Annotated in this window: 22 protein-coding genes; 7 read left to right on the forward strand and 15 right to left on the reverse strand. The window is 59.6% G+C overall.

Annotation, left to right across the window (positions count from 1 at the left end):
• Window positions 1–7: 7 nt before the first annotated feature.
• From ACN1C3_RS17600 to ACN1C3_RS17610, 3 genes are read right to left on the reverse strand one after another with little or no spacing between them, the layout of a single operon-like run.
• A complete protein-coding gene (locus ACN1C3_RS17600; RefSeq protein ID WP_419117042.1) occupies window positions 8–1435 on the reverse strand; it encodes an N-acetylmuramoyl-L-alanine amidase in 1428 nt (475 codons plus the stop codon).
• A complete protein-coding gene (gene tsaE, locus ACN1C3_RS17605) occupies window positions 1436–1906 on the reverse strand; it encodes a tRNA (adenosine(37)-N6)-threonylcarbamoyltransferase complex ATPase subunit type 1 TsaE (protein WP_419117043.1) in 471 nt (156 codons plus the stop codon). It lies immediately after the preceding gene.
• Complete coding sequence (locus tag ACN1C3_RS17610) at window positions 1894–3393, reverse strand: NAD(P)H-hydrate dehydratase (RefSeq protein WP_419117044.1); 1500 nt, start codon at window positions 3391–3393, stop codon at window positions 1894–1896. The genes tsaE and ACN1C3_RS17610 overlap by 13 nt, the downstream gene beginning before the upstream one ends.
• A gap of 63 nt (window positions 3394–3456) precedes the next feature.
• On the opposite strand from ACN1C3_RS17610, the gene queG reads away from it, so the two are divergent.
• On the forward strand, window positions 3457–4548 hold the full coding sequence (queG, locus tag ACN1C3_RS17615; RefSeq protein WP_419117045.1) for a tRNA epoxyqueuosine(34) reductase QueG: 1092 nt from the start codon (window positions 3457–3459) through the stop codon (window positions 4546–4548).
• Window positions 4549–4576: 28 nt separating this feature from the next.
• Here queG and ACN1C3_RS17620 read toward each other — a convergent pair whose 3' ends face one another.
• The 3 genes from ACN1C3_RS17620 to orn form a co-directional block, all read right to left on the reverse strand.
• Window positions 4577–5641: a Fic family protein gene (locus tag ACN1C3_RS17620; RefSeq protein ID WP_419117046.1), complete on the reverse strand. Its 1065-nt coding sequence runs from the start codon at window positions 5639–5641 to the stop codon at window positions 4577–4579.
• 174 nt (window positions 5642–5815) lie between these two features.
• A complete protein-coding gene (locus tag ACN1C3_RS17625) occupies window positions 5816–6427 on the reverse strand; it encodes a trimeric intracellular cation channel family protein (RefSeq protein WP_419117047.1) in 612 nt (203 codons plus the stop codon).
• Between the two features lie 188 nt (window positions 6428–6615).
• Window positions 6616–7158, reverse strand: coding sequence for an oligoribonuclease (orn, locus tag ACN1C3_RS17630; protein ID WP_419117048.1), 543 nt, complete (start codon window positions 7156–7158; stop codon window positions 6616–6618).
• 107 nt (window positions 7159–7265) lie between these two features.
• Here orn and rsgA point away from each other — a divergent pair, with 107 nt between their 5' ends.
• Complete coding sequence (gene rsgA / locus ACN1C3_RS17635; RefSeq protein ID WP_150803046.1) at window positions 7266–8297, forward strand: small ribosomal subunit biogenesis GTPase RsgA; 1032 nt, start codon at window positions 7266–7268, stop codon at window positions 8295–8297.
• 51 nt (window positions 8298–8348) lie between these two features.
• Here rsgA and motB read toward each other — a convergent pair whose 3' ends face one another.
• The gene (gene motB, locus ACN1C3_RS17640) at window positions 8349–9395 is read right to left on the reverse strand and encodes a flagellar motor protein MotB (RefSeq protein WP_419117049.1); all 1047 of its coding nucleotides are present in this window, start codon (window positions 9393–9395) and stop codon (window positions 8349–8351) included.
• Between the two features lie 3 nt (window positions 9396–9398).
• The gene (gene motA / locus ACN1C3_RS17645; protein ID WP_419117050.1) at window positions 9399–10250 is read right to left on the reverse strand and encodes a flagellar motor stator protein MotA; all 852 of its coding nucleotides are present in this window, start codon (window positions 10248–10250) and stop codon (window positions 9399–9401) included.
• Window positions 10251–10415: 165 nt separating this feature from the next.
• On the opposite strand from motA, the gene ACN1C3_RS17650 reads away from it, so the two are divergent.
• The 4 genes from ACN1C3_RS17650 to ACN1C3_RS17665 all read left to right on the forward strand — a co-directional run bounded on the left by ACN1C3_RS17650 (window position 10416) and on the right by ACN1C3_RS17665 (window position 15645).
• A complete protein-coding gene (locus ACN1C3_RS17650; RefSeq protein ID WP_419117051.1) occupies window positions 10416–11954 on the forward strand; it encodes an HDOD domain-containing protein in 1539 nt (512 codons plus the stop codon).
• Window positions 11955–11993: 39 nt separating this feature from the next.
• Window positions 11994–12809 (forward strand): thiosulfate sulfurtransferase, encoded by an 816-nt coding sequence (gene rhdA / locus ACN1C3_RS17655; RefSeq protein WP_419117052.1) that lies wholly within the window; start codon window positions 11994–11996, stop codon window positions 12807–12809.
• Window positions 12810–12827: 18 nt separating this feature from the next.
• Window positions 12828–13688 (forward strand): archaetidylserine decarboxylase, encoded by an 861-nt coding sequence (asd, locus tag ACN1C3_RS17660; protein WP_419117053.1) that lies wholly within the window; start codon window positions 12828–12830, stop codon window positions 13686–13688.
• Window positions 13689–13842: 154 nt separating this feature from the next.
• Window positions 13843–15645 (forward strand): molecular chaperone, encoded by a 1803-nt coding sequence (locus tag ACN1C3_RS17665; protein WP_419117054.1) that lies wholly within the window; start codon window positions 13843–13845, stop codon window positions 15643–15645.
• A 38-nt stretch (window positions 15646–15683) separates the two neighbouring features.
• Here ACN1C3_RS17665 and serB read toward each other — a convergent pair whose 3' ends face one another.
• Window positions 15684–16898: a phosphoserine phosphatase SerB gene (gene serB, locus ACN1C3_RS17670; protein WP_419117055.1), complete on the reverse strand. Its 1215-nt coding sequence runs from the start codon at window positions 16896–16898 to the stop codon at window positions 15684–15686.
• Between the two features lie 134 nt (window positions 16899–17032).
• Here serB and ACN1C3_RS17675 point away from each other — a divergent pair, with 134 nt between their 5' ends.
• Window positions 17033–18580: an AhpA/YtjB family protein gene (locus ACN1C3_RS17675; RefSeq protein ID WP_419117056.1), complete on the forward strand. Its 1548-nt coding sequence runs from the start codon at window positions 17033–17035 to the stop codon at window positions 18578–18580.
• 317 nt (window positions 18581–18897) lie between these two features.
• On the opposite strand, the gene ACN1C3_RS17680 is transcribed toward ACN1C3_RS17675, so the two are convergent.
• The 6 genes from ACN1C3_RS17680 to ACN1C3_RS17705 all read right to left on the reverse strand — a co-directional run bounded on the left by ACN1C3_RS17680 (window position 18898) and on the right by ACN1C3_RS17705 (window position 26110).
• Window positions 18898–19605: a PqiC family protein gene (locus ACN1C3_RS17680; protein ID WP_419117057.1), complete on the reverse strand. Its 708-nt coding sequence runs from the start codon at window positions 19603–19605 to the stop codon at window positions 18898–18900.
• A 176-nt stretch (window positions 19606–19781) separates the two neighbouring features.
• Window positions 19782–22040, reverse strand: a complete 2259-nt coding sequence (parC, locus tag ACN1C3_RS17685) for a DNA topoisomerase IV subunit A (protein WP_419117058.1) — start codon at window positions 22038–22040, stop codon at window positions 19782–19784.
• Between the two features lie 10 nt (window positions 22041–22050).
• A complete protein-coding gene (locus tag ACN1C3_RS17690) occupies window positions 22051–22572 on the reverse strand; it encodes a retropepsin-like aspartic protease family protein (RefSeq protein ID WP_419117059.1) in 522 nt (173 codons plus the stop codon).
• A complete protein-coding gene (locus ACN1C3_RS17695; protein ID WP_419117060.1) occupies window positions 22569–23552 on the reverse strand; it encodes an esterase-like activity of phytase family protein in 984 nt (327 codons plus the stop codon). Before ACN1C3_RS17695 ends, ACN1C3_RS17690 begins: the two co-directional genes overlap by 4 nt.
• Window positions 23552–25456 (reverse strand): DNA topoisomerase IV subunit B, encoded by a 1905-nt coding sequence (gene parE / locus ACN1C3_RS17700; protein WP_419117061.1) that lies wholly within the window; start codon window positions 25454–25456, stop codon window positions 23552–23554. The genes ACN1C3_RS17695 and parE overlap by 1 nt, the downstream gene beginning before the upstream one ends.
• A gap of 45 nt (window positions 25457–25501) precedes the next feature.
• The gene (locus tag ACN1C3_RS17705; protein ID WP_419117062.1) at window positions 25502–26110 is read right to left on the reverse strand and encodes a YqiA/YcfP family alpha/beta fold hydrolase; all 609 of its coding nucleotides are present in this window, start codon (window positions 26108–26110) and stop codon (window positions 25502–25504) included.
• Window positions 26111–26174 lie beyond the last annotated feature (64 nt).

Raw genomic sequence — 26174 nt, forward strand, 5'->3', positions numbered from 1 at the left:
ATCTCGCTCATTCCTTGGCCGCCAGCTCAGTGCCCGGAATGGTCAGGTTCTGACCGACCTTCAGTTCATCGCTCTGCAGATTATTGGCGCTGCGCAGGGTGGAGGCCGAAACCTGATAGCGCACGGCAATCATCGCCAGCGTTTCACCCGGGCTCACCCGGTGGTCACGCGGTCCTTGGGCGATCTTGCCGGCATCACGCAGCCAGGCGATATAAGTGCCTGGTGGCGGATTCTGCTGGAAGAACTGGCGAATACCGCTGCTGATAGAGCGGGCCAGCGCTTGCTGATGGTTCGACGCTGCCAGTTTCGAGGCTTCGTTGGCGTTGGAGATAAACCCGGTTTCCACCAGGATCGATGGAATATCAGGGGATTTGAGCACCATGAACCCAGCCTGCTCGACGCGCTGCTTGTGCAATGGCGTGACCCGGCCAATGTTGCTCAGAACCTTCTGGCCGACGTTCAGGCTTGAGGTCAGCGACGCAGTCATCGACAAGTCCAGCAACACGCCAGCAAGCATCCGGTCCTTGTCATCGAGGCTGACATTCCCGGCGCCGCCAATCAGGTCGGAGCGGTTTTCACTGTCGGCCAGCCAACGAGCGGTCTCGGAGGTAGCACCGCGCTCAGACAGAGCAAACACCGAAGCACCAAAGGCCGCTGCGGACGGCGCCGCATCGGCATGGATAGAAACGAACAGGTCTGCGCCCTTCTTTCGTGCAATCTCGGTACGGCCGCGCAACGGAATGAAGTAGTCGCCGGTGCGGGTCAGCTCGGCGCGAAAGCCTTTCATGCCGTTAACCTGGCGCTGCAATTCTCTGGCAATCGCCAACACCACGTCTTTTTCCTTCTGACCACGGGAGCCGGAAGCGCCCGGATCTTCGCCGCCATGACCGGCGTCGATAACCACAATGATGTCGCGCTTGCCAGCCGGTGCAGGCGGAAGCTTGATCGCCGGCTCAACCGGAGTCACCGGAACCACGGGCACAGTCGCGACATTGGTCGGCGGCGGGATCGGCGCGGCATCAGCGGCGCTATCGAACAGGTCAACCACCAACCGGTTGCCGTACTGCGCATTCGGCGCCAGGATGAAACTTTTCGGCGTGACGGCTTTTTTCAGGTCGATAACCACCCGCAGGTCGGTTGGCGTACGCTGGGCCGAGCGCATGGCGGTAATCGGTGTATTGGCGGTGGAGACATTCAGCGGCGCTCCCAGCGTTGCACCATTGATGTCGATCACCAGACGATCCGGGGAAGTCAGGGTGAAGACGCTGTGCTCGACCGGACCGGACAGGTCGAATACCAGTCGCGTGTTATCCGGTGCGCGCCACAGGCGTACGCTGCGCACCTGTGTAGCGGCCACAGCGTCGACGGCCAATGCCGTAAGCAACAGTCCTACGACAGCAACCAACGCGCGAATGCGCATACCTAACCCCATCATTTATTTGAATTCCAATGCCAAAGCGGCACACCACGACTCGCCACGCGAGCCTTGGGGCAACAAACTCAGCGAACGTCCGCTGTTATGCGGGCTAATGGTAATGGTCAGGTCGGGCTTTGGCAAAAAGCCTGCACCACGCTGGGGCCATTCGATCAGACACAGTGCATCACCTTCGAAGTAATCACGGACGCCGAGAAACTCCAGCTCTTCCGGGTCGACCAGCCGATACAGGTCAAAGTGAAAAGCTCGCACCTCTCCGATTTCGTAAGGCTCGACCAGGGTAAAGGTCGGACTTTTGACCGCCCCCACATGCCCCAGGCCGCGGATGATACCCCGCGACAAGGTGGTTTTCCCCGCCCCCAGGTCACCGTCCAGAAAGATTACCCCTAGCCCCTGGGTGACTTGAGCGATATGCGCCCCCAACTTGATCATGGCTTCTTCATCGGCCAGATACAGCGTTACTTCAGACACGGTGATTGCTCCTCCAGCAACTGACGAATGACTGGAATCAAATCACTGGCCGCCAGCCCCCGACCCCATTTTCCTTGACGCTCGCCAGCGCTGGCGTGCAACCAGACCGCCAGACAAGCTGCATCGAAAGCGTTCATGCCCTGAGCCAGCAACGCGCCGACCAATCCGGCGAGCACATCCCCCAGGCCCGCCGCCGCCATTGCCGGATGGCCACGATCACACAGCGCCAGGCGACCGTCTGGACTGGCGATCAGGCTGCCGGCACCTTTAAGAATGACCACTGCCGAGTGTTTCTGGCTCAATTCGCGCGCAACAGTAAAGCGATCTGCCTGAACGTCCGCTGTCGAAATACCTAACAGACGCGCCGCCTCGCCCGGATGCGGGGTGATCACGCAGCCCCTTGGCAATTCCAGCCCACCTTTAGCCAGCAGGTTCAGCGCATCGGCATCCCAGACTTGCGGCAAAGGCGCATTGACCGCCGCTGACAACAGACTGCGGCCCCACGCGGCCTGACCCAGCCCAGGGCCAACCACCAATACCGAAGCCTGCTCAAGCAGCCCCATCAATTGGTTCGCCGAATGCGTGCCCACCGTCATCACTTCTGGCAAGCGCGCCAAGGCTGCCGGCACGTGTTCGCTGCGAGTCGCCAGGGACACCATGCCCGCACCGCTGCGCAGTGCACTTTCGGCACTTAATAAGATGGCACCACCAAAACCGCGGTCACCGCCAATCAGCAACACATGGCCGGATTGACCTTTATGGGCAGTGGGGGAGCGTGATGCCAGACGCGGCAAGTTGTCCGGCATCAGACGTTTCGCGCTTGCGCAGGCTTTGGCAAGGAGTTCTGGAGGCGCTTGCAGATCATTGAACACCAGATCTCCCACACAATCCGGTGCCTGTGCGGTGAACAGACCAAGCTTCAACCCGATAAACGTCACCGTCAGATCAGCCCGCACGGCCACGCCCAGGACCTGTCCGGTATCGGCACAAAGGCCCGAAGGAATATCCACCGCAGCAACTGGCAGGCCGCTGGCATTGATGGCAGTAATAATGCTGGCGTAAGGCTCACGCACCTCGCCCGCCAGCCCTGTGCCCAGCAGCGCATCCAGCACCACACCGCTCAAGGTTGCCTGTGCGGTCCAGGCCTGGACACTTACCCCGACTGCCAACGCCTCTGCATGGGCCAACGCGGCATCCCCTTGTAACCGCTGCGGATCAGCTGCCGCCAGAACCTGTACCTGCCAACCGGCACGCAAGGCCAGCGCCGCGACCAGATAGCCGTCGCCCGCGTTATTGCCATGCCCTGCCACAACACTGAGTTCGCCCGCATTCGGCCACCGCCGGACCAGGGCCCGCCACATTGCCCGCGCGGCACGCTGCATCAATTCGAAGCCCGTCGTGCCTGCGGCAATCAGGCTCGCGTCGAGGTCGCGAACTTGAGCGGCGCTATACAGCGCGTCGGGTAAATCGTCTTTAATTTGCGGCATGCGTCTTCAGGCTCCGATGTCTGGCAGAATTATACGCATCTCAGCCCCGGTTTCTCTCGCCTCATGCTTGCTATTACTACAGACCTTCCCGCCCTCGCCCAATCGATCAAGGATTGGGGCCGCGAGCTGGGCTTTCAGCAAGTCGGCATCAGCGGCCTGGACCTGGCCGAGCATGAGCAGCACCTGCAGCGCTGGCTCGACGCCGGATATCACGGCGAGATGGACTACATGGGCGCCCACGGCAGCAAACGCTCCCATCCCGAGGAGTTGGTACCGGGGACGCTGCGGGTGATTTCGCTGCGCATGGATTACCTGCCGGGCGATACCCAGATGGCTCAGCGCCTGGCCCAGCCGGAAAAAGCCTATGTTTCGCGTTATGCCTTGGGCCGCGACTATCACAAGCTGATTCGCAAACGCGTGCAGCAGCTGGCAGATCGCATCCAGCAGGTGATCGGCCCATTTGGTTATCGCGCCTTCGTCGACAGCGCCCCCGTGCTGGAAAAGGCCATCGCCGAACAGGCCGGGCTTGGCTGGATCGGCAAGAACACCCTGGTCCTCAACCGCAAGGCTGGTAGCTATTTCTTTCTCAGCGAACTGTTTGTCGACTTACCGCTGCCGGTGGACCCGCCCCACACCAGCGAACACTGTGGTCGCTGCACCGCTTGCCTGGACATTTGCCCGACCAACGCCTTCGTCGGCCCTTACGTGCTGGATGCCCGGCGGTGCATTTCCTACCTGACCATCGAACTGAAAACCGCCATCCCCGAGGATTTGCGGCCGCTGATCGGCAATCGGGTGTTTGGCTGTGATGACTGCCAGATCGTCTGCCCGTGGAACCGCTTCGCCCGCCCTTCGGGAGAAGGCGACTTCAAACCCCGGCACAATCTGGATAACGCCCAACTGGCCGAGCTGTTTATGTGGGATGAAGACACATTCCTCAGCAGCACCGAAGGTTCGCCGCTGCGCCGGGCTGGCTACGAGCGCTGGTTGCGCAATCTGGCGGTGGGGCTGGGGAATGCGCCTTCAACGATTCCGGTGCTGGAAGCGTTGAAGGCACGGCGCGATTACCCGTCAGAACTGGTGCGTGAGCACGTGGAGTGGGCGCTGAAGCAACACGCACAACGCGCTCGCAGCGAAGGGTTATCAGGCGCTTAGCAGTGCAACGAATCGAGTGAAACTGGATTTAGGCTTGCGCTTGCAACCCGCTTTGTTTTTTCCACTTGGCACTACGCCCCTTTCCTGTCGGCTCAATGAGCCCTTCGGCTTTCAACGAACGGAGAACCATACGCACAGTATCGCGACTCACGCCTGGACAAGCCTCTTCAATCTCTGAAATCGAAAATGGCAGCGCGCGCTTCAGCGCCTCGGCTCGAACTCGGTCGCTTTTGCCTCCATGGCGCTTATCAATGGTGCCAACGCGTTCCTCAAACTCCTTATAAGCACGAAGCAGCGCTCCCCAGAAGTAGTTGAGCCATGGTTGGACATCGTGCTTACCTTCGTGCCAGCCTTGAGAACTGACTTCAAGTGTTTCGTAGTAGCTTTCCTTCGAGTCCTCGAAGATGCGCTCAAGGCTGATAAAGCGGCCTACGCAATAATCAAATTGGTAAAGCAGCAACAAAGTCAGCAGCCGAGCTACGCGGCCGTTGCCATCCGAGAAGGGATGTATGCAAAGGAAGTCAAGGATACTCAGGGGGACCAGGACCAAAGGATCGGCAAGATTCTGATCTACAGCAGCGCGATATCCTATGACCATATCGGCCATTGCAATGGGGGTCAGATGTGCAGCGACCGGCTGAACGCGTATACGTGAGCTACCGTCAGGATGGCGTTCGATGATGTCGTTGTTGGTTCCTTTCCAATCCCCTCCATCCTGCGGCATATAGCGGTAGAGCATATTGTGCAGTTGGCGAATGGTCCCTTCAGAAAATGGCATTTCCCCTGTTGTTTCGTGGATTAAAGCCAACGCATCGCGGTACCCGGCAACCTCTTGCTCAGAACGGCTTTTGGGTTCTGCATTTTTAATGATGAGAGATTTCAAGCGCCCAGGTGCTACAACCACGCCTTCCAGCCGGTTCGATGATTCGGTGGACTCGATGACCGCAAGTTGCTTCAGGCCTCCGAGAATCTCTGGAGATTGAGCGACGAATAGTTGCTGCTTGCCGCGATACTCACCCAAGGCGCGCAACGTCGCGATTTGTAGACCGTTGTAGCGTAGCTTTGAGAGGAACTCGGGTGTGAGCGATCGCATATTGCAGCCTTTCCTTAATGGGGTAGCATTTAGCTTAAACAGGGTAAACCGCTACAGGTTTACCCCCTTTAATGCTTTTTTACCCCATTCAGGTAGGTCAGGCCAGACCGATCCATCAACATCATGTTTCGAGCTTAATGACCTCTGAATATCCGCCAGTTCAACGACGAAATTTCAATGTTCGTCGTTGTAGACGAACTTCGGCATTTCCCAGTGAAAACGTATCGCCAGCAAGCGCAATAGAAACCCACCGAACAAGGTAAGCAGAATCGCCTGTTCGCCCGGTAATTGCAGGTAGACGCAAAGCAGATAACACCAGGCGGCCGCGAACGAGACGCTGGCATAGAGTTCGCGGCGGAAGATCCACGGAATGTCGTTGCAGAAGATGTCCCGCAGAATGCCGCCGAACACGCCGGTGATCACGCCGCTGACCGAAGCCACCAACATGCCGTGGCCCATTTCCAGGGCGGTCATGCAGCCGATCAGGGTGAAGGCCACCAAGCCTAAGGCGTCGAGCACCAGGAACAGTGAACGCAGGTGGCGCATCCACCGCGCGATGAAGATCGTCACCAGCGCTGCGATCGAGGTCAGTACCAGATATTCCGGGTGTTTGACCCAAGTCAGCGGGTAGTGCCCCAGCAGCACATCACGCACCGAACCGCCACCGAGCGCCGTCACGCAGGCGATCAGCACCACACCGAACCAGTCCATGCCGCGGCGACCGGCAGACAACGCACCAGTCATAGCTTCGGCGGTAATGGCAATCAGGTAGAGCATCAACAACATGGCGGGAGGTCCTTGCAAGAAGGCGCGCAGTCTACTCACTCGACGCGAGCACCAAAAGAGGGCAACCCTTAATCTCAGCTATTGAACGCATGTAGGAGCTGCCACAGGCTGCGATCTTTTGATCGTCTCAACTCAGGTGATCCTGAAAAGATCGCAGCCTGCGGCAGCTCGTCAACCGAGTTCCTTCATTAAAATTTGATGAAGTTCTTGCGGTAATGCTGCAATTCGGCGATGGACTCGCGGATGTCGTCCAGCGCGAGGTGAGTGCTGCCCTTCTTGAAGCTGTTGAGCACATCCGGCGCCCAGCGTGCAGCCAGCTCTTTCAAGGTCGACACATCAAGATTGCGGTAATGGAAGTAGCTTTCCAGCGCTTTCATGTGGGTATAGAGAAAGCGGCGATCCTGGCAAATACTGTTGCCGCAGATCGGCGACTTGCCCTTGGGCACCCACTTCTCCAGGAACGCGATGGTCTGGGCTTCGGCTTCGGCCATGCTGATGGTGCTTTCGCGAACCCGTTGAGTCAGGCCGGAACCGCCGTGTTGACGGGTATTCCACTCATCCATACCCGCGAGGATTTCGTCGCTATGGTGGATGGCGATGACCGGGCCTTCAGCCAAGGTATTGAGATTACTGTCAGTGACAATGGTCGCCATCTCGATGATGACGTCGGTGTCAGGGTTCAGACCGGTCATTTCCAGATCGATCCAAATCAGATTCTGCGGGTTTTGCATGTGTCGGCTCCTCGGCGTAGTTGCGCAGTTTAGCCTAGCCAGTAGGCAGGGCGTGCTAAACTCGCGGCCGTTTTACCTAACCGCAGCATTATTGACACGGAACACCCATGGCCAAACGCCAGCTCAATCGTCGCCAAAACTGGCGCATCGAAAAGATTCAAGGTGAACGCGCTGCCCGCGCCGCCAAACGCGAATCCTCTGCTGTGGAAGCACTCGAGGGCGGCGATCTTGGCCCCGAGCAAACCGGTCTGGTAATCGCCCACTTCGGTGTGCAGGTCGAGGTCGAAGCTCGCGACGGCGAACTGGCCGGCCAGGTTTTCCGCTGCCACTTGCGCGCCAACCTGCCCGCGCTGGTGACCGGTGATCAGGTGGTCTGGCGCGCCGGCAACCAGGGTATCGGTGTCATCGTTGCGCAATTGCCGCGTAACACTGAACTCTGTCGCCCGGACAGTCGCGGCCAGCTCAAGCCTGTAGCGGCCAACGTCGACATGATCGTCATCGTCTTCGCCCCGCTGCCAGAACCCCACGCCAACCTGATCGACCGTTATCTGGTGGCCGCTGAGCATGCGGGCATCAAGCCACTGCTGTTGCTGAACAAGTTCGACCTGATCGACGAGCAAAACGCTCCGGCGCTGAATGCCTTGCTGGCGGTTTACCGCTCGCTGGGTTACCCGGTGCTGGAAGTCTCGGCCCATCACGGCGATGGCATGGAGAAATTGCAGGAGCAGCTGGACGGGCGCATCAGCGTGTTCGTCGGCCAGTCCGGCGTCGGCAAGTCCTCGCTGGTGAACACCCTGCTGCCGGAAGTCGAAGCCCGTGTCGGCCCGCTGTCCGAATTGTCCGGCCAGGGTACGCACACCACCACCACTGCCCGGCTGTTCCACTTCCCGGGCGGCGGTGAACTGATCGACTCCCCGGGGATTCGTGAATTCGGTCTGGGCCATGTCAGCCGCGCTGACGTCGAAGCCGGCTTCATCGAGTTCAATGATCTGATCGGCACCTGCCGCTTCCGTGACTGCAAGCATGACCGCGAACCGGGTTGCGCGCTGCTCAAGGCGCTGGAAGAAGGCCGCGTGCAGCAGCAACGGATGAACAGCTACCGCTCGATCATCGCCAGCCTGCCGGAAAACAGCTATTAAGTAGCGATCCGCAGAGACGAAAAAGCCGCGATCATCGCGGCTTTTTCGTGGTTACTGCTTCGGCGGTTCAGGAGCTTTGCCCGTCCCCCCTGCTTTCGGTGGACTGTCCTCAAAGAGGTTCAATCTCTCCCGAAGTTCATGGGCCGGCAGCGGCTGCTTGTCTGCCGGCACAGCGTTTGGATCGGCGGCCGCGTCCGGCACTTCCCCCGGCGCGCCCTGCCCTGGTGCCGGCGCTGGTACAGGCTCGGCACCTTGCTCGCCTTCGATGGCGCGCTGGGCTTTCTTGGTCAGCACAACGATGTCGATCCGCCGGTTGACCGGATTGAACGGATGCTCGCGATCAAACAATGCCGACGAGGCGAAACCCACCACCCTGGCCACTTGCTTATCCGGATAACCTCCAGCAACCAGTGCTCGGCGCGCGGCGTTGGCACGGTTAGCCGACAGCTCCCAGTTACCAAAGTCGCCGGTGCCCGTGTACGGTTTGGCATCGGTGTGGCCACTGACGCTGATCTTGTTCGGCACCGCTTTGATGGTGTCCGCCATGGCCAACAGGATGTCTTCAAAGTACGGTTTCAGCCGCGCACTGCCAGAGTCGAACATCGGCCGGTTCTCGGCGTCCATGATCTGGATGCGCAAACCGTCCGGGGTGATTTCGAACAGGATCTGGTCCTTGAATTTCTGCAGCTGCGGGTTCTCTTCAACCTTGTTCTGCAATTCTTGCAGCAGCAACTCGAGGCGTTCCTGCTCGACCTGTTCGGCCATGCTCTCGACCTGCTGGGTATCGACGGTGACCTTGTCCGGCTGCGGCTGAGACTTGACCTCGGGATTGATGGTCTTCTCCGGCGCCAGCTCCGGCGAGCCGCCCAGATCGATGATGAACGGCGTACCGCTTTCGGAGAAACCGATCGGGTCCTTGAAGTAACCGGCGATGGCGATCTTCTGCTCCGGGGTCGCGGTGGACAACAGCCACAGCACCAGGAAGAACGCCATCATCGCCGTCGCAAAGTCCGCGAAGGCAATTTTCCAGGCGCCCCCGTGATGCCCACCGGCGTAGCGCTTGACGCGCTTGATGATAATCGGCTGATTATTTTCCATGGCTTAGCGACCGCGAACCGCTTGTTCCAGCTCAGCGAAGCTAGGGCGGTGCGACGGGTACAGAACCTTGCGTCCGAATTCCACCGCCAGCGACGGCGGCATGCCAGAGGCCGATGCCACCAGCGAGGCCTTGATGGCTTCGTAGACGTTCAGTTCTTCCTTGGCATCATGGGCCAGCGAATGAGCCAGTGGGCCGAAGAAACCATAGGCCGCGAGAATACCGAAGAAGGTACCCACCAGCGCCGCGCCCACGTGCATGCCGATGGCTTTCTGATCACCTTCGCCGAGGGAGGCCATGGTCACCACGATACCCAAGACCGCCGCGACGATACCGAAACCGGGCATCGCATCAGCGATACCGTTGACCGCGTGGGAAGGATGCTCCAGATCTTCTTTCAGGCTGAACAGTTCCATGTCGAACAGACCTTCCAGCTCATGGGGAGCCATGTTGCCGGAGGACATGATGCGCAGGTAATCACAGATGTACGCAGTCATGCGGTCATCTTTGAGCACCGCCGGGTACTTGGCGAAGATCGGGCTGGCGGCAGCGTCTTCGATGTCGCCTTCAATCGCCATCATGCCTTCGCGACGGCTTTTGTTGAGGATCTCGTAGATCAGGCCCAGCACCTCCAGATAGAAGGTGTGAGTGAAACGCGAGCCGAACATCCCCAGGGATTTTTTGAGGACGTGCTTCGTCATATGGCCGGGGTTGGCTTGAAGGAACGCACCGAGGGCTGCACCACCAATGATCATGACCTCAAAAGGCTGAATCAGGGCGGCAATCTTGCCGTGGGAAAGCACGTATCCGCCAAGCACGCTCGCGAATACGACGATGATGCCGATAATTTTAGCCATAGTAGGAAAGTACTTATTGAGTCGGGTTCAAGGTCATATTCAGAAGTTAATAAAACTCTTCTTCTGCTTATCGGCAAAACTGCGCCAGACTGTAGGCCGTTAAGGCGAAAAACCAACTTGCCTCCTTTGGGGCGTGTTAATTGTGAATGATGATCGCGCCCAACCATGGCAAATGAAACGACAGTCCAAATTCCAAAACCCAACACCCTCGAAGGCTGGATAAAGCTCCTCGACTCGGTGCGTTTACCGGTGCCGCAAACCAGTCATGACCGGGTATGCAAAGCCATCGCCGACAGCCGCAGTTCAATGCGCGATATCGCCGAGTTGATGCAAGAGAGTCCCGCGTTGGCCCTCAGCGTGATTCGCGAAGCCAACCAACACACCCACGGCAGCATGACCGAGCCGGCCGAGAACCTTGAGGTCGCGATCAATCGCCTCGGTTTGAAGCGCACTGAAGAATTGCTCGCGCGCCTGCCGGCCTTGCCTCAGGACGAAATTCCGGTGGCGTTGCGGCAGTTGCAACTGATCAGCCAGCACGCCACACAACAAGCCAACGGCCTGTTTTCCAGCCGCCTGGCGCGACTCTGGCAAGACATCCACTGGGGCAGTTTGCTGTTCCTCTCACCCCTCTGGCCGATGGTGCTGACACATCCGCAATTGCTGGAAGAGTGGGAGCTGCGGGTCATTCACAAAGGCGAGTCGGCGAGCAAGGTCGAACAGGAACTGTTCGGCGTGCGTCTGTTGGAGCTCTGCCAGACCCTGGCCGAAATCTGGCACTTGCCGATCTGGGTGATGCAGGGTTATCGCCTGCTGCTCAAGGAGCAACGGGTACTGGTCAAGGTCTTGCGTATCGCCCGTGACAGCGATCACCGTTTGCGTCAGCAACAGCGACTGGACGCCGATCCGGCGTTGCGCCGCTGGCTGAATCAGCCGGCCAATACCGTGCTACTGGCCAATGGTCTGGCACTGTCGGCACAACACGCCTGGGACAGCCCGCACAGTCTGCGCTGGCAGTACCTGACCAGCCTCTATCTGCAAATACCGCTGGATGAATTGCAGCAACAATCTCACCAGCAGTCCGCACAGAGTGCACGCAACCATGCAATGCCCGACCTCTGGCACCCGGCCGAAGCGTTGCTCTGGCCCTGGAATGCACATCGCATCCATAGTGGTCTGCTCCCGGCGGCACCGCCCTCGGCCGAAGACCTGGTGGTGTGGCGCAAGCACTGTGCAGAGTTGCTGGTAGAACCGAGCCGCTTCACCAACGCCATGCACCTGACCACCTGCGCCCGTGATGCGCTGGTGGCCTGCGGAATGCGACGGGTAATGCTGTTGATGGCCGACCGCAGCCAGAGCAGTCTGCGAGTCCATCAGATCGCCGGCCTGCCCAAGGAATCGGCCATGCTGAATCTGCAGGTCAGCCAGAGCACCGCGCTGCAACGCCTGCTGGCACAACCGGCACAAGTTCGCCTGACACCGGCCAACAACGCACAATTTTCGACGCATCTGCCCAACAGCTTGCGCAGCCAGTTCGGTGGCGAGCATCTATTGTTGCGCTCGCTGAGCAGCAACGGCCGGGTGGTGATGCTGGTGGTGGCCGACCAGGGCGGCGGCCCGTTCTCGGAAATCACCGTGCAGGCCTTCGGAAAAACCGCGCAGTGCATCGAAAAGGCACTGCACAGCTTTACCAACCGCGGCAACTGACGCGCTACAATCCTCCCTTTTGTGCTCTGGAGACCTCACATGTCTGACTTCTCTGGCTTGCCGTTGGTGATCGAGCCCAGCGACCTGCTCGCCCGCCTCGACGCCCGCGAACTGATCCTGGTCGACCTGACCAGCAGCGCCCGCTACGCCGAGGGACACATCCCCGGTGCACGCTTCGTTGACCCCAAACGCACTCAGCTTGGCCAGGCGCCTGCGCCGGGCCTGCTTCCGACACAGGCCGCTCTTGAAGCGCTGTTCGGCGAACTGGGACACAACCCCAATGCGGTCTACGTGGTCTATGACGACGAAGGCGGCGGTTGGGCCGGGCGGTTCATCTGGTTGCTGGATGTCATCGGCCATAGCCACTACCACTATGTCGACGGCGGCCTATCAGCCTGGCTGACAGAAGGCTTGCCAATGTCGATCCAGGTCCCGGCAGCGGTTGGCGGCCCGGTCGCTCTGACCCTGCACGACGAACCCACGGCCACCCGCGAATACCTGCAAAGCCGTTTGGGCGCTGCCGATCTCGCGATTTGGGATGCGCGCGGACCGCTGGAGTATTCCGGCGAGAAAGTGCTTGCGGCCAAAGGCGGGCATATTCCCGGCGCGGTCAATTTCGAGTGGACGGCGGGCATGGATCGGGCACGCAACCTGCGCATCCGCACCGACATGCCGCAGATTCTCGAAAAACTCGGCATCACTAAAGACAAAGAAGTAATCACCCACTGCCAGACTCACCATCGTTCTGGCTTCACCTATCTGGTGGCCAAGGCGCTCGGTTATCCGCGAGTCAAAGGCTACGCCGGCTCCTGGGGCGAATGGGGCAACCACCCCGACACGCCTGTTGAGATTTAAGGTTTTTAAGGACAGTTAATGAAAAAGCGTTTGTTTATCCTCAGCCAGTACCTGCTGCCCCATCACCTGCTCTCGCGGCTGGCCGGCTGCATTGCAGAATGCCGCGTGCGCTGGTTCAAAAATGCCCTCACCGCCTGGTTCGCCAAGCGTTATCAGGTGGACATGTCGCAAGCGCTGGTCGAAGACCTGACCGCTTACGAGCACTTCAACGCCTTCTTCACCCGCGCCTTGAAAGACGGCGCGCGGCCGCTGGACCAGACGCCGGGCGCGATCCTCAGCCCGGCGGACGGTGCGGTCAGCCAGCTCGGTCCGATCGAGCACGGTCGCGTTTTCCAGGCCAAAGGTCACAGTTTCAGCGTGCTGGAACTGCTGGGCGGTGATGCCGCTGCGGCGGCGTCGTTCATGGGCGGCGAATTCGCCACTATTTACCTGTCGCCAAAAGACTACCACCGCGTGCACATGCCGCTGGCCGGCACCCTGCGTGAGATGGTCTACATCCCGGGCCGGATCTTCTCGGTCAACCAGACCACCGCCGAAAACGTCCCGGAACTGTTCGCCCGCAACGAGCGTGTGGCGTGCATTTTCGACACCGAGCGTGGGCCAATGGCCGTGGTGTTAGTGGGTGCGATGATTGTCGCTTCGATCGAAACGGTCTGGGCCGGGCTGGTGACACCGCCCAAGCGCGAGCTGAAAACCGTGCGTTACGACGAAGCCGCGCGTGCGCCGATTCACCTGGAAAAAGGTGCTGAACTGGGACGCTTCAAGCTCGGTTCTACCGCAGTCGTATTGTTCGGACCAGAGCAGGTGAAGTGGGCCGAAGAGCTGGTTGCCGGTTCGCCGGTACAGATGGGCCAAGGCATGGGCTTGCCCAAAGCGTAAGCATTTCTCCTTGTTTTTCGCCCCCACGAACCCTCGTGGAGGCGCAAAAGGTCGGCGCAGCGGGCGCCATTGCTGCTAGAGTCTGGGCAATCACTGGCCAGCCTTGTTCGATGTCTGGCCAGGTAATTGGCACTGGCCGGAGTCTGTCACTGACATGAATGAGCCCCGCCCCCCTCTACTATTACGCTCCCCGATACCTACGCAATCACGTCTGTCGTTCTGCGAAGCCACACCGCGCGACTTGAAGCGCTGGATTGCCAGCCTGCCGAAAGCCAACATCGGCGAAACGGCGCGTCAGTTGTACCAAGGACTTGCCGAACTCAACCAGTTGCTCACGCCCAGCGCTAACCGTCTGCAACTGCTCGAACTGCTACGGCCCGAGGTGTATTACGTCTGCAAGCACCTGGAACGGCACTTTCTCAACCAGGCGATTGTTCTCGACGAACGTCCGCGCAAGATCGCCAACCTCTGCCAGGCACTGCAAAACCACCTCGCCATTGGCTACAAACAAATCGTCATGCGCATTGCACCTCGCTTCAGTAAGGAACGCGGGCCGCTGCTGGCCACCGCCGTGCAGCGAGCAATGCATTGCCTCAATGGCTCACTGATTCGCGCTAGCCAACTCTATTGTCCGGTTCCCGAGGGTGTATGGCTGGAGCTGCATCAGCTTTATCGGATCGCCAGCCAGCACGGGTTGCAGCACAGCACCGTCCCTGATGAATTGGCCAGCCAGCCCCGGAATCCGAGCGTCGAGCAGACCTACGTGGTCGCCTTGTTGATGGGGTGTTCGCGTTGTAATCAATTGCGCCAGAATCACATTGCCCGGCTCGCCGAAGTGCTTGAGCCCTGGAGTCAATGGGTCAAGCTGCAACCGATGACACAAGCCTCCAGCTTGTTTGCCATCAACCCCGGTGTTGACGCCCCGCCGCGCTACAAAACTTCGTTCGGCCCCGAGCAACAAGGATCATTGCTAGGGATCAATCCGCTGCAGCTGGCCGACGCCATCGGGTATTACCTGGCATTGCCCGCTGAGCAACGCAGCCAATCACCGTTGCCGGTGCCCGCCGGGTTCAGCCTGGAAACGCTGCTGCACTTGTGTGCTGCTTGGGGCGAAGCCGCCGAACGGACGTTCCAGCGCACCACCGGCCAAGGCACGCTAACCCTGTGCATCGGGATGAGTGCACTGCACTTTTATCTGGGCGGACAACGTTCGTTCGGTGAAATACTCAAACACCCGGCTGGCAGTAAAGCGGCGAAGTTCAGTGCATCATCACTGGCCAAAAACCGTGTACAGGATCCCTGGGCTCACGCGTTTGATGCCGAACGCCAAGGCAGTGCGGACACTCTGCTGCCCTACGAAGAAATCCAATACCAACAGACGGAGGCCGATGGCGGCGCCCCGTCGTCCAATAGCAATCAGCATTTCCCGACCTATGCGTTATCCATCATCAACCACAGCCCTGGCGGTTACTGCCTGGCGTGGCCAAAAGAGGTGCCCGGCGAGTTGCAGGCCGGAGAGATGGTCGGCATTCAGGATACGAGTGCGCAAGCCTGGAGCATTGCGGTCGTGCGCTGGGTTCGTCAGGTGCGCAAGGGCGGCACGCAGATGGGCATTGAACTGGTCGCGCCCTACGCTCAACCCTGCGGTTTGCAATTGATCCGCACCAGTGAGGGCAACAGCCAGTACCTCAGGGCATTGTTGCTGCCGCAAATCAGCGCTATCGACCGGCCTGCGACCTTGCTCGCCCCGCGTCTGCCGTTCCAGGAGGGCAACAAGGTGATGATCAACACCGACGGTGAGGAACGCCGCGCCAGCCTGAACAAGCGTCTGACCAGCACCGGTAGTTTCAACCAGTTTGAGTACTGCACACTGGAACAACCCATCACTGAAAACGCCGCAAGTAGCGGCGCGCCCAGTGCTGAAGAGAATTTTGATTCGTTGTGGAAGTCGCTTTAACTGTGGCGAGAGGGCTTGCCCCCTCACCACAAGGTCACTCAGAGCTGCCCGTCGCGATCCCTGAATCCCAGCAAATACAGTACCCCGTCCAGCCCCAAGGTCGAGATCGCCTGTTTGGCCGATTGTTTGACCAGTGGCTTGGCGCGGAACGCTACGCCAAGACCGGCGATCGCCAGCATCGGCAAGTCGTTGGCGCCGTCGCCCACCGCAATGGTCTGCTCCAGACGCAAGCCTTCCTTGTGGGCCAGTTCTCGTAACAAGTCGGCCTTGCGTTGAGCGTCCACGATCGGTTCGACCGCCACGCCCGTAACCTTGCCGTCGACCACTTCCAGCTCGTTGGCGAACACGTAGTCGATACCCAGCTTGGCTTGCAGTTGTTTGGCAAAATAGGTGAAACCACCCGACAGAATCGCGGTTTTATAACCCAGGCGTTTCAGTTCGGCGAACAACGTTTCAGCGCCTTCGGTCAGGCGCAGAGAAGCGCCGATCGAGTCGAGCACGTTGACATCCAGCCCCTTGAGCAGGGCCAGGCGCTCCTTGAAGCTGGCGCGGAAGTCCAGCTCGCCGGCCATCGCCCGCTCGGTGATCTCGGCGACGCGGTCACCGACGCCGGCGGCCTTGGCCAACTCATCGATAACTTCCGCTTCGATCAGGGTCGAGTCCATGTCAAACACCGCTAAACGGCGGTTGCGCCGGAACAGCGAGTCTTCCTGGAACGCGATGTCGACATTCAGCTCTTGCGCCACACTGAGGAACTCGGCGCGCAAGGCTTGCGGGTCAGCCGCTTCGCCGCGAACGGAGAACTCGATGCAGCCCTTGCCCTTGTCCGCAGGGGTATCCAGCGGCATGCGCCCGGACAGGCGATCGATGTGATCGATGTTCAAACCGTATTTAGCGGTGATCGAACTGACTCGCTGCAGTTGTTCAGCGGTCACTTTGCGGGTCAACAGCGTCACGATGTGACGTTTCTTGCCCTGACCGCCCACCCATTGCTGGTAATCTTCTTCGGACACCGGCGTGAACCGCACTTGCTGATCCAGCTTGTAGGCCGTGAACAGGATGTCTTTGAGCACCGAGGAGCCTTGCTCGGTACTCGGAATTTCAACCAGGATGCCGAACGACAGGGTGTCGTGGATCACCGCCTGGCCGATGTCGAGAATGTTCACACCACCCTGGGCCAAAACGCCAGTAATGGCCGCAGTCAGACCCGGACGGTCGACACCCGTGATGTTTATCAGGACGATTTCGCGCAAGGCGCACCCCCGCAAGTGGAAAAAAACCGCATTCTACCCACATTCAGTGACCATCGGGCACAGCCAGCGCTTTGCCGGTCTAGGGCCTGTCGCTATACTGCGCCTCAACTTCACGGACAAAAGAGCCGAGCTCAGTGAACCGGCCTACGCCAGTTAAAACCGATAACTTCTTTCTGCTGATCTTCCGGGCACTGCGCCACCGCCGTGTACCGATCGCATTGCGCATTGCCAGCCATAACGTGATCCTGGTCGCTCTGGCCCTGGTGATCTATGCCTGCGTGATGGGTCTGCAGTTCAAACAGGCGATGCACGAGCAGGCGGATGCCCTCGGTCAGAGCCTGACCACCCAGACTGCCACTTCAGCGACCGAACTGCTGGTGTCCAACGACATCCTCAGTCTCAACGTGCTGCTGAACAACCTGACCAAGAACCCATTGGTGGCCCACGCTGCAATCTATAGTGTGGACAACCGGATTCTCGCCGAAGCCGGCCAGCGCCCGAAAAACGGTCTGTTGGGTGAAGCCGAAGGTCTGTATCAGACCAAGATCACCTTCCAGGACGTGACCGCCGGACATCTGCGAATCAGCCTCGATATGCAGCAGTTCCAGCAGCCGATGACCATCAGCCTGCAAAGCATGGGCATCCTCAGCGCGATTCTGCTGGCGCTCTCCCTGGCCTTGAGTTTGCGCCTGGGTCGGCATATCTCCACGCCGCTGATGCAATTGCGTGTTTGGCTACGGGATATTGACGAACATACCCCGGCGACTCAGCGTCAGGATGAAATCGGTGACCTGGCCCGTCAGCTCCACGCCAATTTCGCACCTGAGAAGGTTGAGCCCGAACCAGTGCCTGAAGAGGACTACGACGACAGCGATTACGACGAAGCCGAAGCCGAAGAGCAAGAGCCGGCTTTCGAGGTGCGCAACCTACGGGACCCAAGCTTCGACGAAACCGCACCTGTCGCCGGACTCAAGTCTGCGCCGCGGCATGTTGTCAGCGCTGAAGAAGACGACCTGGACGAAGAAGACCCGTTCGCCGATCTGCGTGACCACTCAGTAGCGACTGCGCCTAAACAGGTACCAAAACCGATTGCCCCTTCGCAGCCACAGCACAGTGCAGTCCTGGCGGTGCAACTCGGCGCGCAGGATCAACTGCGTCGCCTGCCCCGCGCACGTCTGACAGAGCTACTCGAACGCTATCGCGACTGCCTCGATCAGGCCGCTTCGCTCTACCAGAGCGAGCTGCACACCCTGAATGACGGCAGCACGCTGATGCTGTTCCACAGCGAAGACAGCGGTGACGACTACCTGACCAACGCCATCTGCTGTGGCGAGCTACTGCGGGCGCTGGGCCATGCCCTGCAAATCGAAGTTGCAGACAGCGGTATTACCTTGCAACTGCAGCTTGGTCTGACCCTGGGCGACGAACTCTTCGGCTTGAGCCAGATCGATCTACTGCTGACTGAAACCGCCCAGGACGCCCTCGCCCTGTCCCAACACAGCCGCAACCTGCTGCTGGTGGAGCGCAAGATCAGCGATGACGTGCTGATCCGCCAGCGCGCACGCATTCGGCCGATCGCCAGCCCCGAAGGCGCTTGCTGTGTAGAACGGCTGATGGAGCCTTATCCATCGATGCTCGAACGGCAACTGGCGCGGATGCACGAGACTCGGGCCAAGAGCTGAGTCAGATAGAGCATTAAGCAAAAGCCCGCAGACGAGTAATCGCTGCGGGCTTTTTGTTGGTAGTAAGATTGCCTCGATGCCGCTCGTCACAGATACCCTTCCGACACCCAGGCTGAATGTTCAACCGTCTTCGCGGGCAAGCCCGCTCCCACAGGATTTGTGTTTATCTCTGGGATGAGAGGGCAGCACTGCCCTTGTGGGATGGGCCGGGCGACGTTCGCTTGCCCGCGAATAGGCCGGAACAGGCGCTCGAGATTTCCAATCTACAGAAACAACAAAGCCCGCTGTTGAGCGGGCTTTGTTTTACGCCATATCACTTAGAACCGAAACACTTCCATATCCGTACGAATTGGCGCGGCCATCGGGATCTTCGGTTTCTCTGGTTCAGCTGGCTTTGCCGATGCAGGTGCCGATTTGCGCGGCGCTTCAGCTACAGGCGGCTGATTGGCCAGCGGCTTGAGTGCCACCGATAGCTGTTCCGCCAGGCGTTGCAACAACACGCCCTGGGCTTGTACCTGAGCAGCCGTGCTGCCGGCATGCTGTTCCTGCAAGTGAATGATACGGTTGTCGCGGACCTGTCCACGGCGGTCGATCAAACGCCACTGAGCATCGAGAATCGCTGGTTGCGAGGCACCCGAATCCAGACGGGTGATCGACAACAGAACCTGAACATCCGGTGTAAAGCCGAGCGTTGCCGGCGCCAGCACTACCCGCTGACTGTCCAGATGCCCGGCCACTTGGCGCAACAACAACTGATTGATATCGGAAGACAGGCTCCCCGCCCAACGACCGTCGGTCGCCGCTTGCAGGCTGCCATCAGGCTGGCGCTGCAACAGGGTCTCGCGTTGCAGGTAGTCGGCTATCTGAACCGGGCCAAGCAATACCGCCATACCAGCGCTTTGTGCTGGTTGAGTTGGACTTCCGCTGTCCAACTGATACAGCGACACCGGCTGGTGTACGCTGCAACCCGCCAGGCCAAGTAAGCCTGCGAGCAACAAAATAAAAGGAAGGCGTAAAGCAATCATCATCCCATCCAGGTGGCGGCCACAAGGCGAGCCACAGTGTAAATATCCAAAAATTCTAAAGAACGCTCAGCCACGCCGGCGCTTGAAAGGCCATATCATCCGTGAATATGCGCCGCGACTCCAGCGTTGTAGCGTCGATCTACCGCTTAAATCGTAGATCGAGCGCTCTAGACCGCTTAATTGAGAGTTTCTACCAATAACGCATCCACCCGCTGGAAGCCACGTGGCAGCTTGTTCCCACGGCGTCCGCGCTCACCTTTGTAGTGTTCGAGGTCGTCAGCCTTGAGCGACAGTGTGCGCTTACCAGCTTGCAATACCAGCGTCGCGCCGTCCGGTAGAACAGCAATATCGGTGACATATTCCTCACGGCTGGCCACACGCTCGCCGGAAATCCCGATGATTTTGTTGCCCTTGCCTTTGCCCAGTTGCGGCAAATCGCTGATCTTGAAGATCAACAGCCGACCTTCGGTGGTCACCGACGCCAGCCAGTTCTGTTCGCGATCACTGACCGGACGCGGCAGGATCACCTTGGCGTTGTTCGGCAGACTCAGCAGCGCCTTGCCGGCCTTGTTTTTGGCCTGCAGGTCTTCACCCTTGACCACAAAACCGTAACCGGCATCGGAAGCGATGACGTACAGCGCATCGTCTTCGGGCAGCAACACACATTCGAAGGTCGCCCCTGGCGGTGGCGTCAGACGACCGGTCAGCGGTTCGCCCTGACCCCGCGCCGATGGCAGGGTGTGGGCTGCCACCGAGTAGCTGCGCCCGGTGGAGTCGATAAACACCGCGAACTGATTGGAACGTCCCGCGGCCGAGGTTTTGAAGCCATCCCCGGCTTTATAGGAAAGCCCGGTAGCATCAATATCATGACCCTTGGCGCAACGTACCCAGCCCTTTTCCGACAGAACGATGGTGACCGGCTCGGTCGGCATCAGCTCGTTTTCCGACAAAGCCTTGGCTTCGGAACGGGAGACGATCGGCGAGCGACGGTTATCGCCATAGGTTTCAGCGTCGTTGATCAGTTCGGTACGTACCAGCTTCTTCAGCTTGGTTTCGCTGCCGAGCAGGGCCAACAGCTTGGCCTGCTCCTTGCGCAACTCATCCTGCTCGGAGCGCAGCTTCATCTCTTCCAGCCGCGCCAACTGACGCAAGCGGGTGTCGAGGATGTAGTCGGCCTGGATTTCGCTCAGGGCGAAACGCTCGATCAGCTTGGCTTTTGGATTTTCCTCGGTACGGATGATGTGAATCACTTCATCCAGATTGAGGTAAGCGATCAACAAACCGTCCAACAGGTGCAGACGGCGCTCGACCTTGTCCAAACGGAACTGCAGGCGGCGGCGTACGGTGTTGACGCGGAACTCCAGCCATTCGACCAGCAGGGCCCGCAGGTTTTTCAGCTGCGGCTTGCCGTCCAGACCAATGATGTTGATGTTGACCCGGTAGCTGGATTCCAGCTCCGTGGTGGCGAACAGATGCTGCATCAGTTCGTCGAGATCGATCCGATTGGAGCGCGGGATGATCACGATACGGCATGGGTTTTCGTGGTCCGACTCATCGCGCAGGTCAGCAACCATCGGCAGCTTCTTGGCCTGCATCTGTGCAGCAATCTGCTCCAGTACTTTGGCGCCCGAGACTTGATGCGGTAGCGCGGTGACGATGATGTCGCCGTCTTCGATACGGTACACGGCGCGCATACGCACTGAGCCACGACCGGTTTCGTAGATTTTCAGCAGATCGGCGCGCGGTGTGATGATTTCAGCTTCGGTCGGATAATCCGGGCCCTGGATGTGCTCACAAAGCTGCTCGACCGTGGCTTTAGGCTCATCCAGCAAACGTACGCAAGCCGTCGCGACTTCCCGCAGGTTGTGCGGCGGCACGTCAGTGGCCATGCCCACGGCGATACCGGTGGTGCCATTGAGCAGGATATTCGGCAAACGTGCCGGCAACACCAGAGGCTCGTCCAGGGTGCCGTCGAAGTTCGGGCCCCAGTCCGCGGTGCCCTGGCCCAGTTCGCTGAGCAGTACTTCGGAGTAACGCGACAGCCGCGCCTCGGTGTAACGCATGGCGGCGAAGGACTTGGGATCATCCGGCGCACCCCAGTTACCCTGGCCGTCCACCAGCGTGTAGCGGTAGCTGAACGGCTGTGCCATCAGCACCATGGCTTCGTAGCAGGCCGAGTCGCCGTGGGGGTGGAATTTACCGAGCACGTCACCGACGGTCCGTGCGGACTTCTTGTGCTTGGAGTCAGCGTCCAGCCCCAGCTCACTCATGGCGTAGATGATTCGCCGCTGTACCGGCTTCAGGCCGTCGCCGATATGCGGCAATGCACGGTCCATGATCACGTACATGGAGTAGTTGAGGTAGGCATTTTCGGTGAAGTCAGCCAGCGATCGGCGTTCAACGCCATCTAAGCTGTCTGCAAGGATGTCACTCATGCGGGCCTCATTAATTCGTTGTCTGGCGCAGCAGCAAGGTGCCGCCACGCTGGGTAAATTCAAGTTTTTTCAGGGCGCTCATGCCCAGCAGCACTTGATCGCCGCTCAAGCCTGGCGCCACCAGCGCGCGGACATCGTGCAAGACGATATCGCCCAATTGCAGGCGGTCGATGCGGGTTCGATAACCCTCGCTGCGACCATTGGCGGTGCTTAAGGTCACCGGGGCACCTTTCTCCAGACCAAGACGCTCGGCCAGCCCGGACGGAATCGACACATCGGTCGCACCGGTATCAAGCATGAAATCCACCGGCTGACCGTTGATCTGGCCGCTGGCGACAAAATGCCCCTGGCCGTTGCCGACCAGCTTCACTTCGATATAACCCTCGCCTTGTTGCGAGGTGACGACAGCATTGGGATTTTCCTGACGTTGCTCCCACTGCCCGAAAAATCGCGTTGCCAAAAACAGCCCTGCTCCCCAGGCCAACACCAACAGCACCCGTGCGGCTCGTTTGCCGGGCGGTTGCTGGCTCATGGCTTGGCGCTCCAGCCATCGGCCGGTGCGGCAAAGCGCCAGACAATCGGCCGCTTCTCGCCATCGGCGCGAACATGGCTACCGTTGTCGACACCGATCCAGGCGCCGTCATCGTCAATATTCAAAGCTTCTGCCATACCGTACCGGGTTTTATAACGCCGGCTGTCGGTCAGCGTTTCTTTGGCGAACGACCAGCAGCGCTCGATCTCGCCAGTCGCCGGTGTGCGACGACAAATACGATAAGCCATGCGTTCAAGGGTAAACAGCTTGTCCTTGTAGAACACCAAATCGGAAAAATCTTTTTGTTGCCCGCCGGTCACTTTGACCTGAGGCGGCGGTTGTTCAAGCCCGCCTTCGCTCAATACCACGCAGTTGCCGTCGCAATCCCAGACCGCCTGCTGTTTATGCACCACCAGCAAACCACGGCGCTCGCGCTCGGCCGCCAACCACAGCAGGTTGCCGGCCGGGTTGATGGCAATGCCTTCGAACACCGCGTTGAAATGCAGCAACAGGCCACTGGCACGCGCTTGACGAACCATCAGCGGCGAGATTTTCAACCAGGAGGGAGCTGCCGTTGGCGGCACTTGCAGTACGGCCGCATGAGCCTCGCTGACGATGTAACGATTACCATCGCTGTCGCAGGTGATGCCCTCGAAATCCAGATCGCCGCCACGCAACGGAGTGGCCGCCCAGGCGCGCATGCGCAACCCCCAGGGCAGCCCGCTGTCTGGCACTGGCGGCACGTCGATACGGACCGTCTCGGCCTGCCAGACGGTCTCGCGGGTATCGAGTCGATAGATCTGATCATCATCGCGATCAGAAACCGTCCACAGCTCTGTTCCGCACTGCGCAAGCCCGGACAGGTTACCGCCGCGCATGCCTTCTACCGGGTGCTCGGAGAGCAGCGTCAGTTCAGACAAAGGCGCAGCCACCACCGAGGTCGCCAACATCAGAAACACCAGGGCGAAACCGCTCCGCATCAGGCCAGAACCTCGGCCAGGTTGCCTTTGGATTCCAGCCAGGACTTGCGATCGCCTGCGCGTTTTTTCGCCAACAGCATGTCCATCATTTCCGACGTGGCTTCGAAATCATCCAGGGTCAGCTGGACCAGGCGCCGGGTGTTCGGGTCCATGGTGGTTTCGCGCAGTTGTGGCGGGTTCATTTCACCCAGACCTTTGAATCGGGTGACCTGCGGTTTGCCGCGCTTCTTCTCGGCCACCAGGCGATCGAGAATGCCATCGCGCTCAGCTTCATCCAGCGCGTAGTAAATTTCTTTACCGAGGTCGATCCGGTACAACGGCGGCATCGCGACGTAGACGTGACCGGCATCCACCAACGGGCGGAAATGCTGGACGAACAGCGCGCAGAGCAAGGTTGCGATGTGCAGACCGTCGGAGTCGGCGTCGGCGAGGATGCAAATTTTACCGTAGCGCAGCTGGCTGATGTCCGCCGAGCCCGGATCGACACCAATGGCCACGGCGATGTTGTGCACTTCCTGGCTGGCGAGCACTTCGCTGCCGTCGACTTCCCAGGTGTTCAAGATCTTCCCGCGCAACGGCAGGATCGCCTGGAACTCTTTGTCCCGCGCCTGCTTGGCCGAACCGCCGGCAGAATCACCTTCCACCAGAAACAGTTCAGAGCGCATCGGGTCTTGCCCGGCGCAGTCCGCCAGCTTGCCCGGCAGCGCCGGGCCTTGAGTGATGCGTTTGCGCTCGACCTTCTTGCTGGCCTTGAGGCGACGGCCGGCATTGTTGATCGCAAGCTCAGCCAGTTGCATGCCCAGCTCAGGGTGTTCGTTAAGCCACAGACTGAAGGCGTCCTTGACCACACCGGAAACGAACGCCGCCGCCTCGCGGGAGGACAGCCGCTCTTTGGTCTGACCGGAGAATTGTGGTTCCTGCATTTTCATCGACAGGACGAAAGCGATCCGCTCCCAAACGTCTTCCGGTGCCAGCTTCACGCCACGCGGCAGCAGGCTGCGGAATTCACAGAACTCGCGCATCGCGTCCAGCAAACCCTGGCGCAAACCGTTGACGTGGGTGCCGCCCTGAGCGGTCGGAATCAAGTTGACGTAGCTTTCCTGGACGCTGTCGCCGCCTTCCGGCAACCACAGCAGCGCCCAGTCCACTGCTTCTTTATTACCGGCGAGACTGCCACAAAACGGTTCGTCCGGCAGGCGCTCGAATTCGGTGACTGCATCCACCAGATAGGAGCGCAGACCGTCTTCGTAATGCCACTCGACTTTCTCGCCGGTAGCCTTGTCTTCAAAGCTGACCAGCAGGCCCGGGCACAGAACGGCCTTGGCCTTGAGGACGTGTTTGAGGCGGCTGACCGAGAATTTTGGCGAATCGAAGTATTTCGGGTCCGGCATAAAGTAAACGCTGGTGCCGGTATTGCGCTTGCCAACGGTGCCGACCACTTCCAGATCGGTGGCCTTGTAACCATCGGCGAAGGTCATCTGGTACTCGTTGCCATCACGCTTGACGCGCACCCGGACTTGAGTCGACAGGGCGTTGACCACAGAAATACCGACCCCGTGCAGACCGCCGGAGAACTGGTAGTTTTTGTTGGAAAACTTGCCGCCAGCATGGAGTTTGGTGAGGATCAGCTCGACACCCGACACACCCTCTTCCGGGTGAATGTCCACTGGCATGCCGCGGCCGTCATCGCTGACTTCCAGGGAGTGGTCGGCGTGCAGGATGACTTGCACCGATTTCGCATGCCCGGCCAAGGCTTCGTCGACGCTGTTGTCGATGACTTCCTGGGCAAGGTGGTTCGGCCGACTGGTGTCGGTGTACATGCCCGGGCGTTTTCGTACCGGGTCGAGGCCCGAGAGGACTTCGATGGCGTCTGCGTTATAAGAGCTAGCGCTGGGAGTGGCCATGGGGTCTCGTCGTTAGTCGTTCAATGAAAATAGAGGCCAGGGATTTCACAGTGCGGTGAAATCGATCGCCTGATACTGATCTGCGCCGATGCCGGCAAAACTCAACAGCGCCGGTAGCTGCCCGGCAAAGCCTTGGAAACTGTGGTCGCCGCCGGCCTGGATGCGCAAGGCACAGGCTCGGTAATACTGCTGGGCGAGGCGATAGTCCAGGGTCTCGTCACCTGTCTGCAACCATACCTGAAACCGCTGTGGGTCCTGTGGCGCCGGCACTTCCAGTTCGGCCAGAGCCGTTACATGGTCGTGGGTCATTTCCCAGGTTTCATCGGTATACAGGTTTTTCTGGCTGCCCAGGAATCCGTCGAACATCCGATGAGGGCTGACGGCGGGGTTGACCAACAAGGCTTTGAGGCCATGGCGCTCGGCAAGGTGAGTCGCATAGTAGCCGCCGAGGGAGCTGCCGACCAGCAGTGGCCGACCAAGTTCGGCAATCGCCTGTTCCAGCTGGCCAATCGCCTCACGCGGGTGGTGATGCAAGGCCGGCACCTGCAATTGCTCACTCAAGCCAAGGCGGTCCATCACGCTGATCAACTGACAGGCCTTTTTCGACGCGGGCGCGCTGTTGAAACCGTGGATATACAGGATCGAACCGAACATGCGAGCTCCCTCTATGCATCAGTCAAAGATGAGGCAGTTTACAGGGACTGGCGTGGATTGACTT

Source organism: Pseudomonas sp. H11T01 (assembly GCF_048515765.1).
GTDB lineage: Bacteria > Pseudomonadota > Gammaproteobacteria > Pseudomonadales > Pseudomonadaceae > Aquipseudomonas.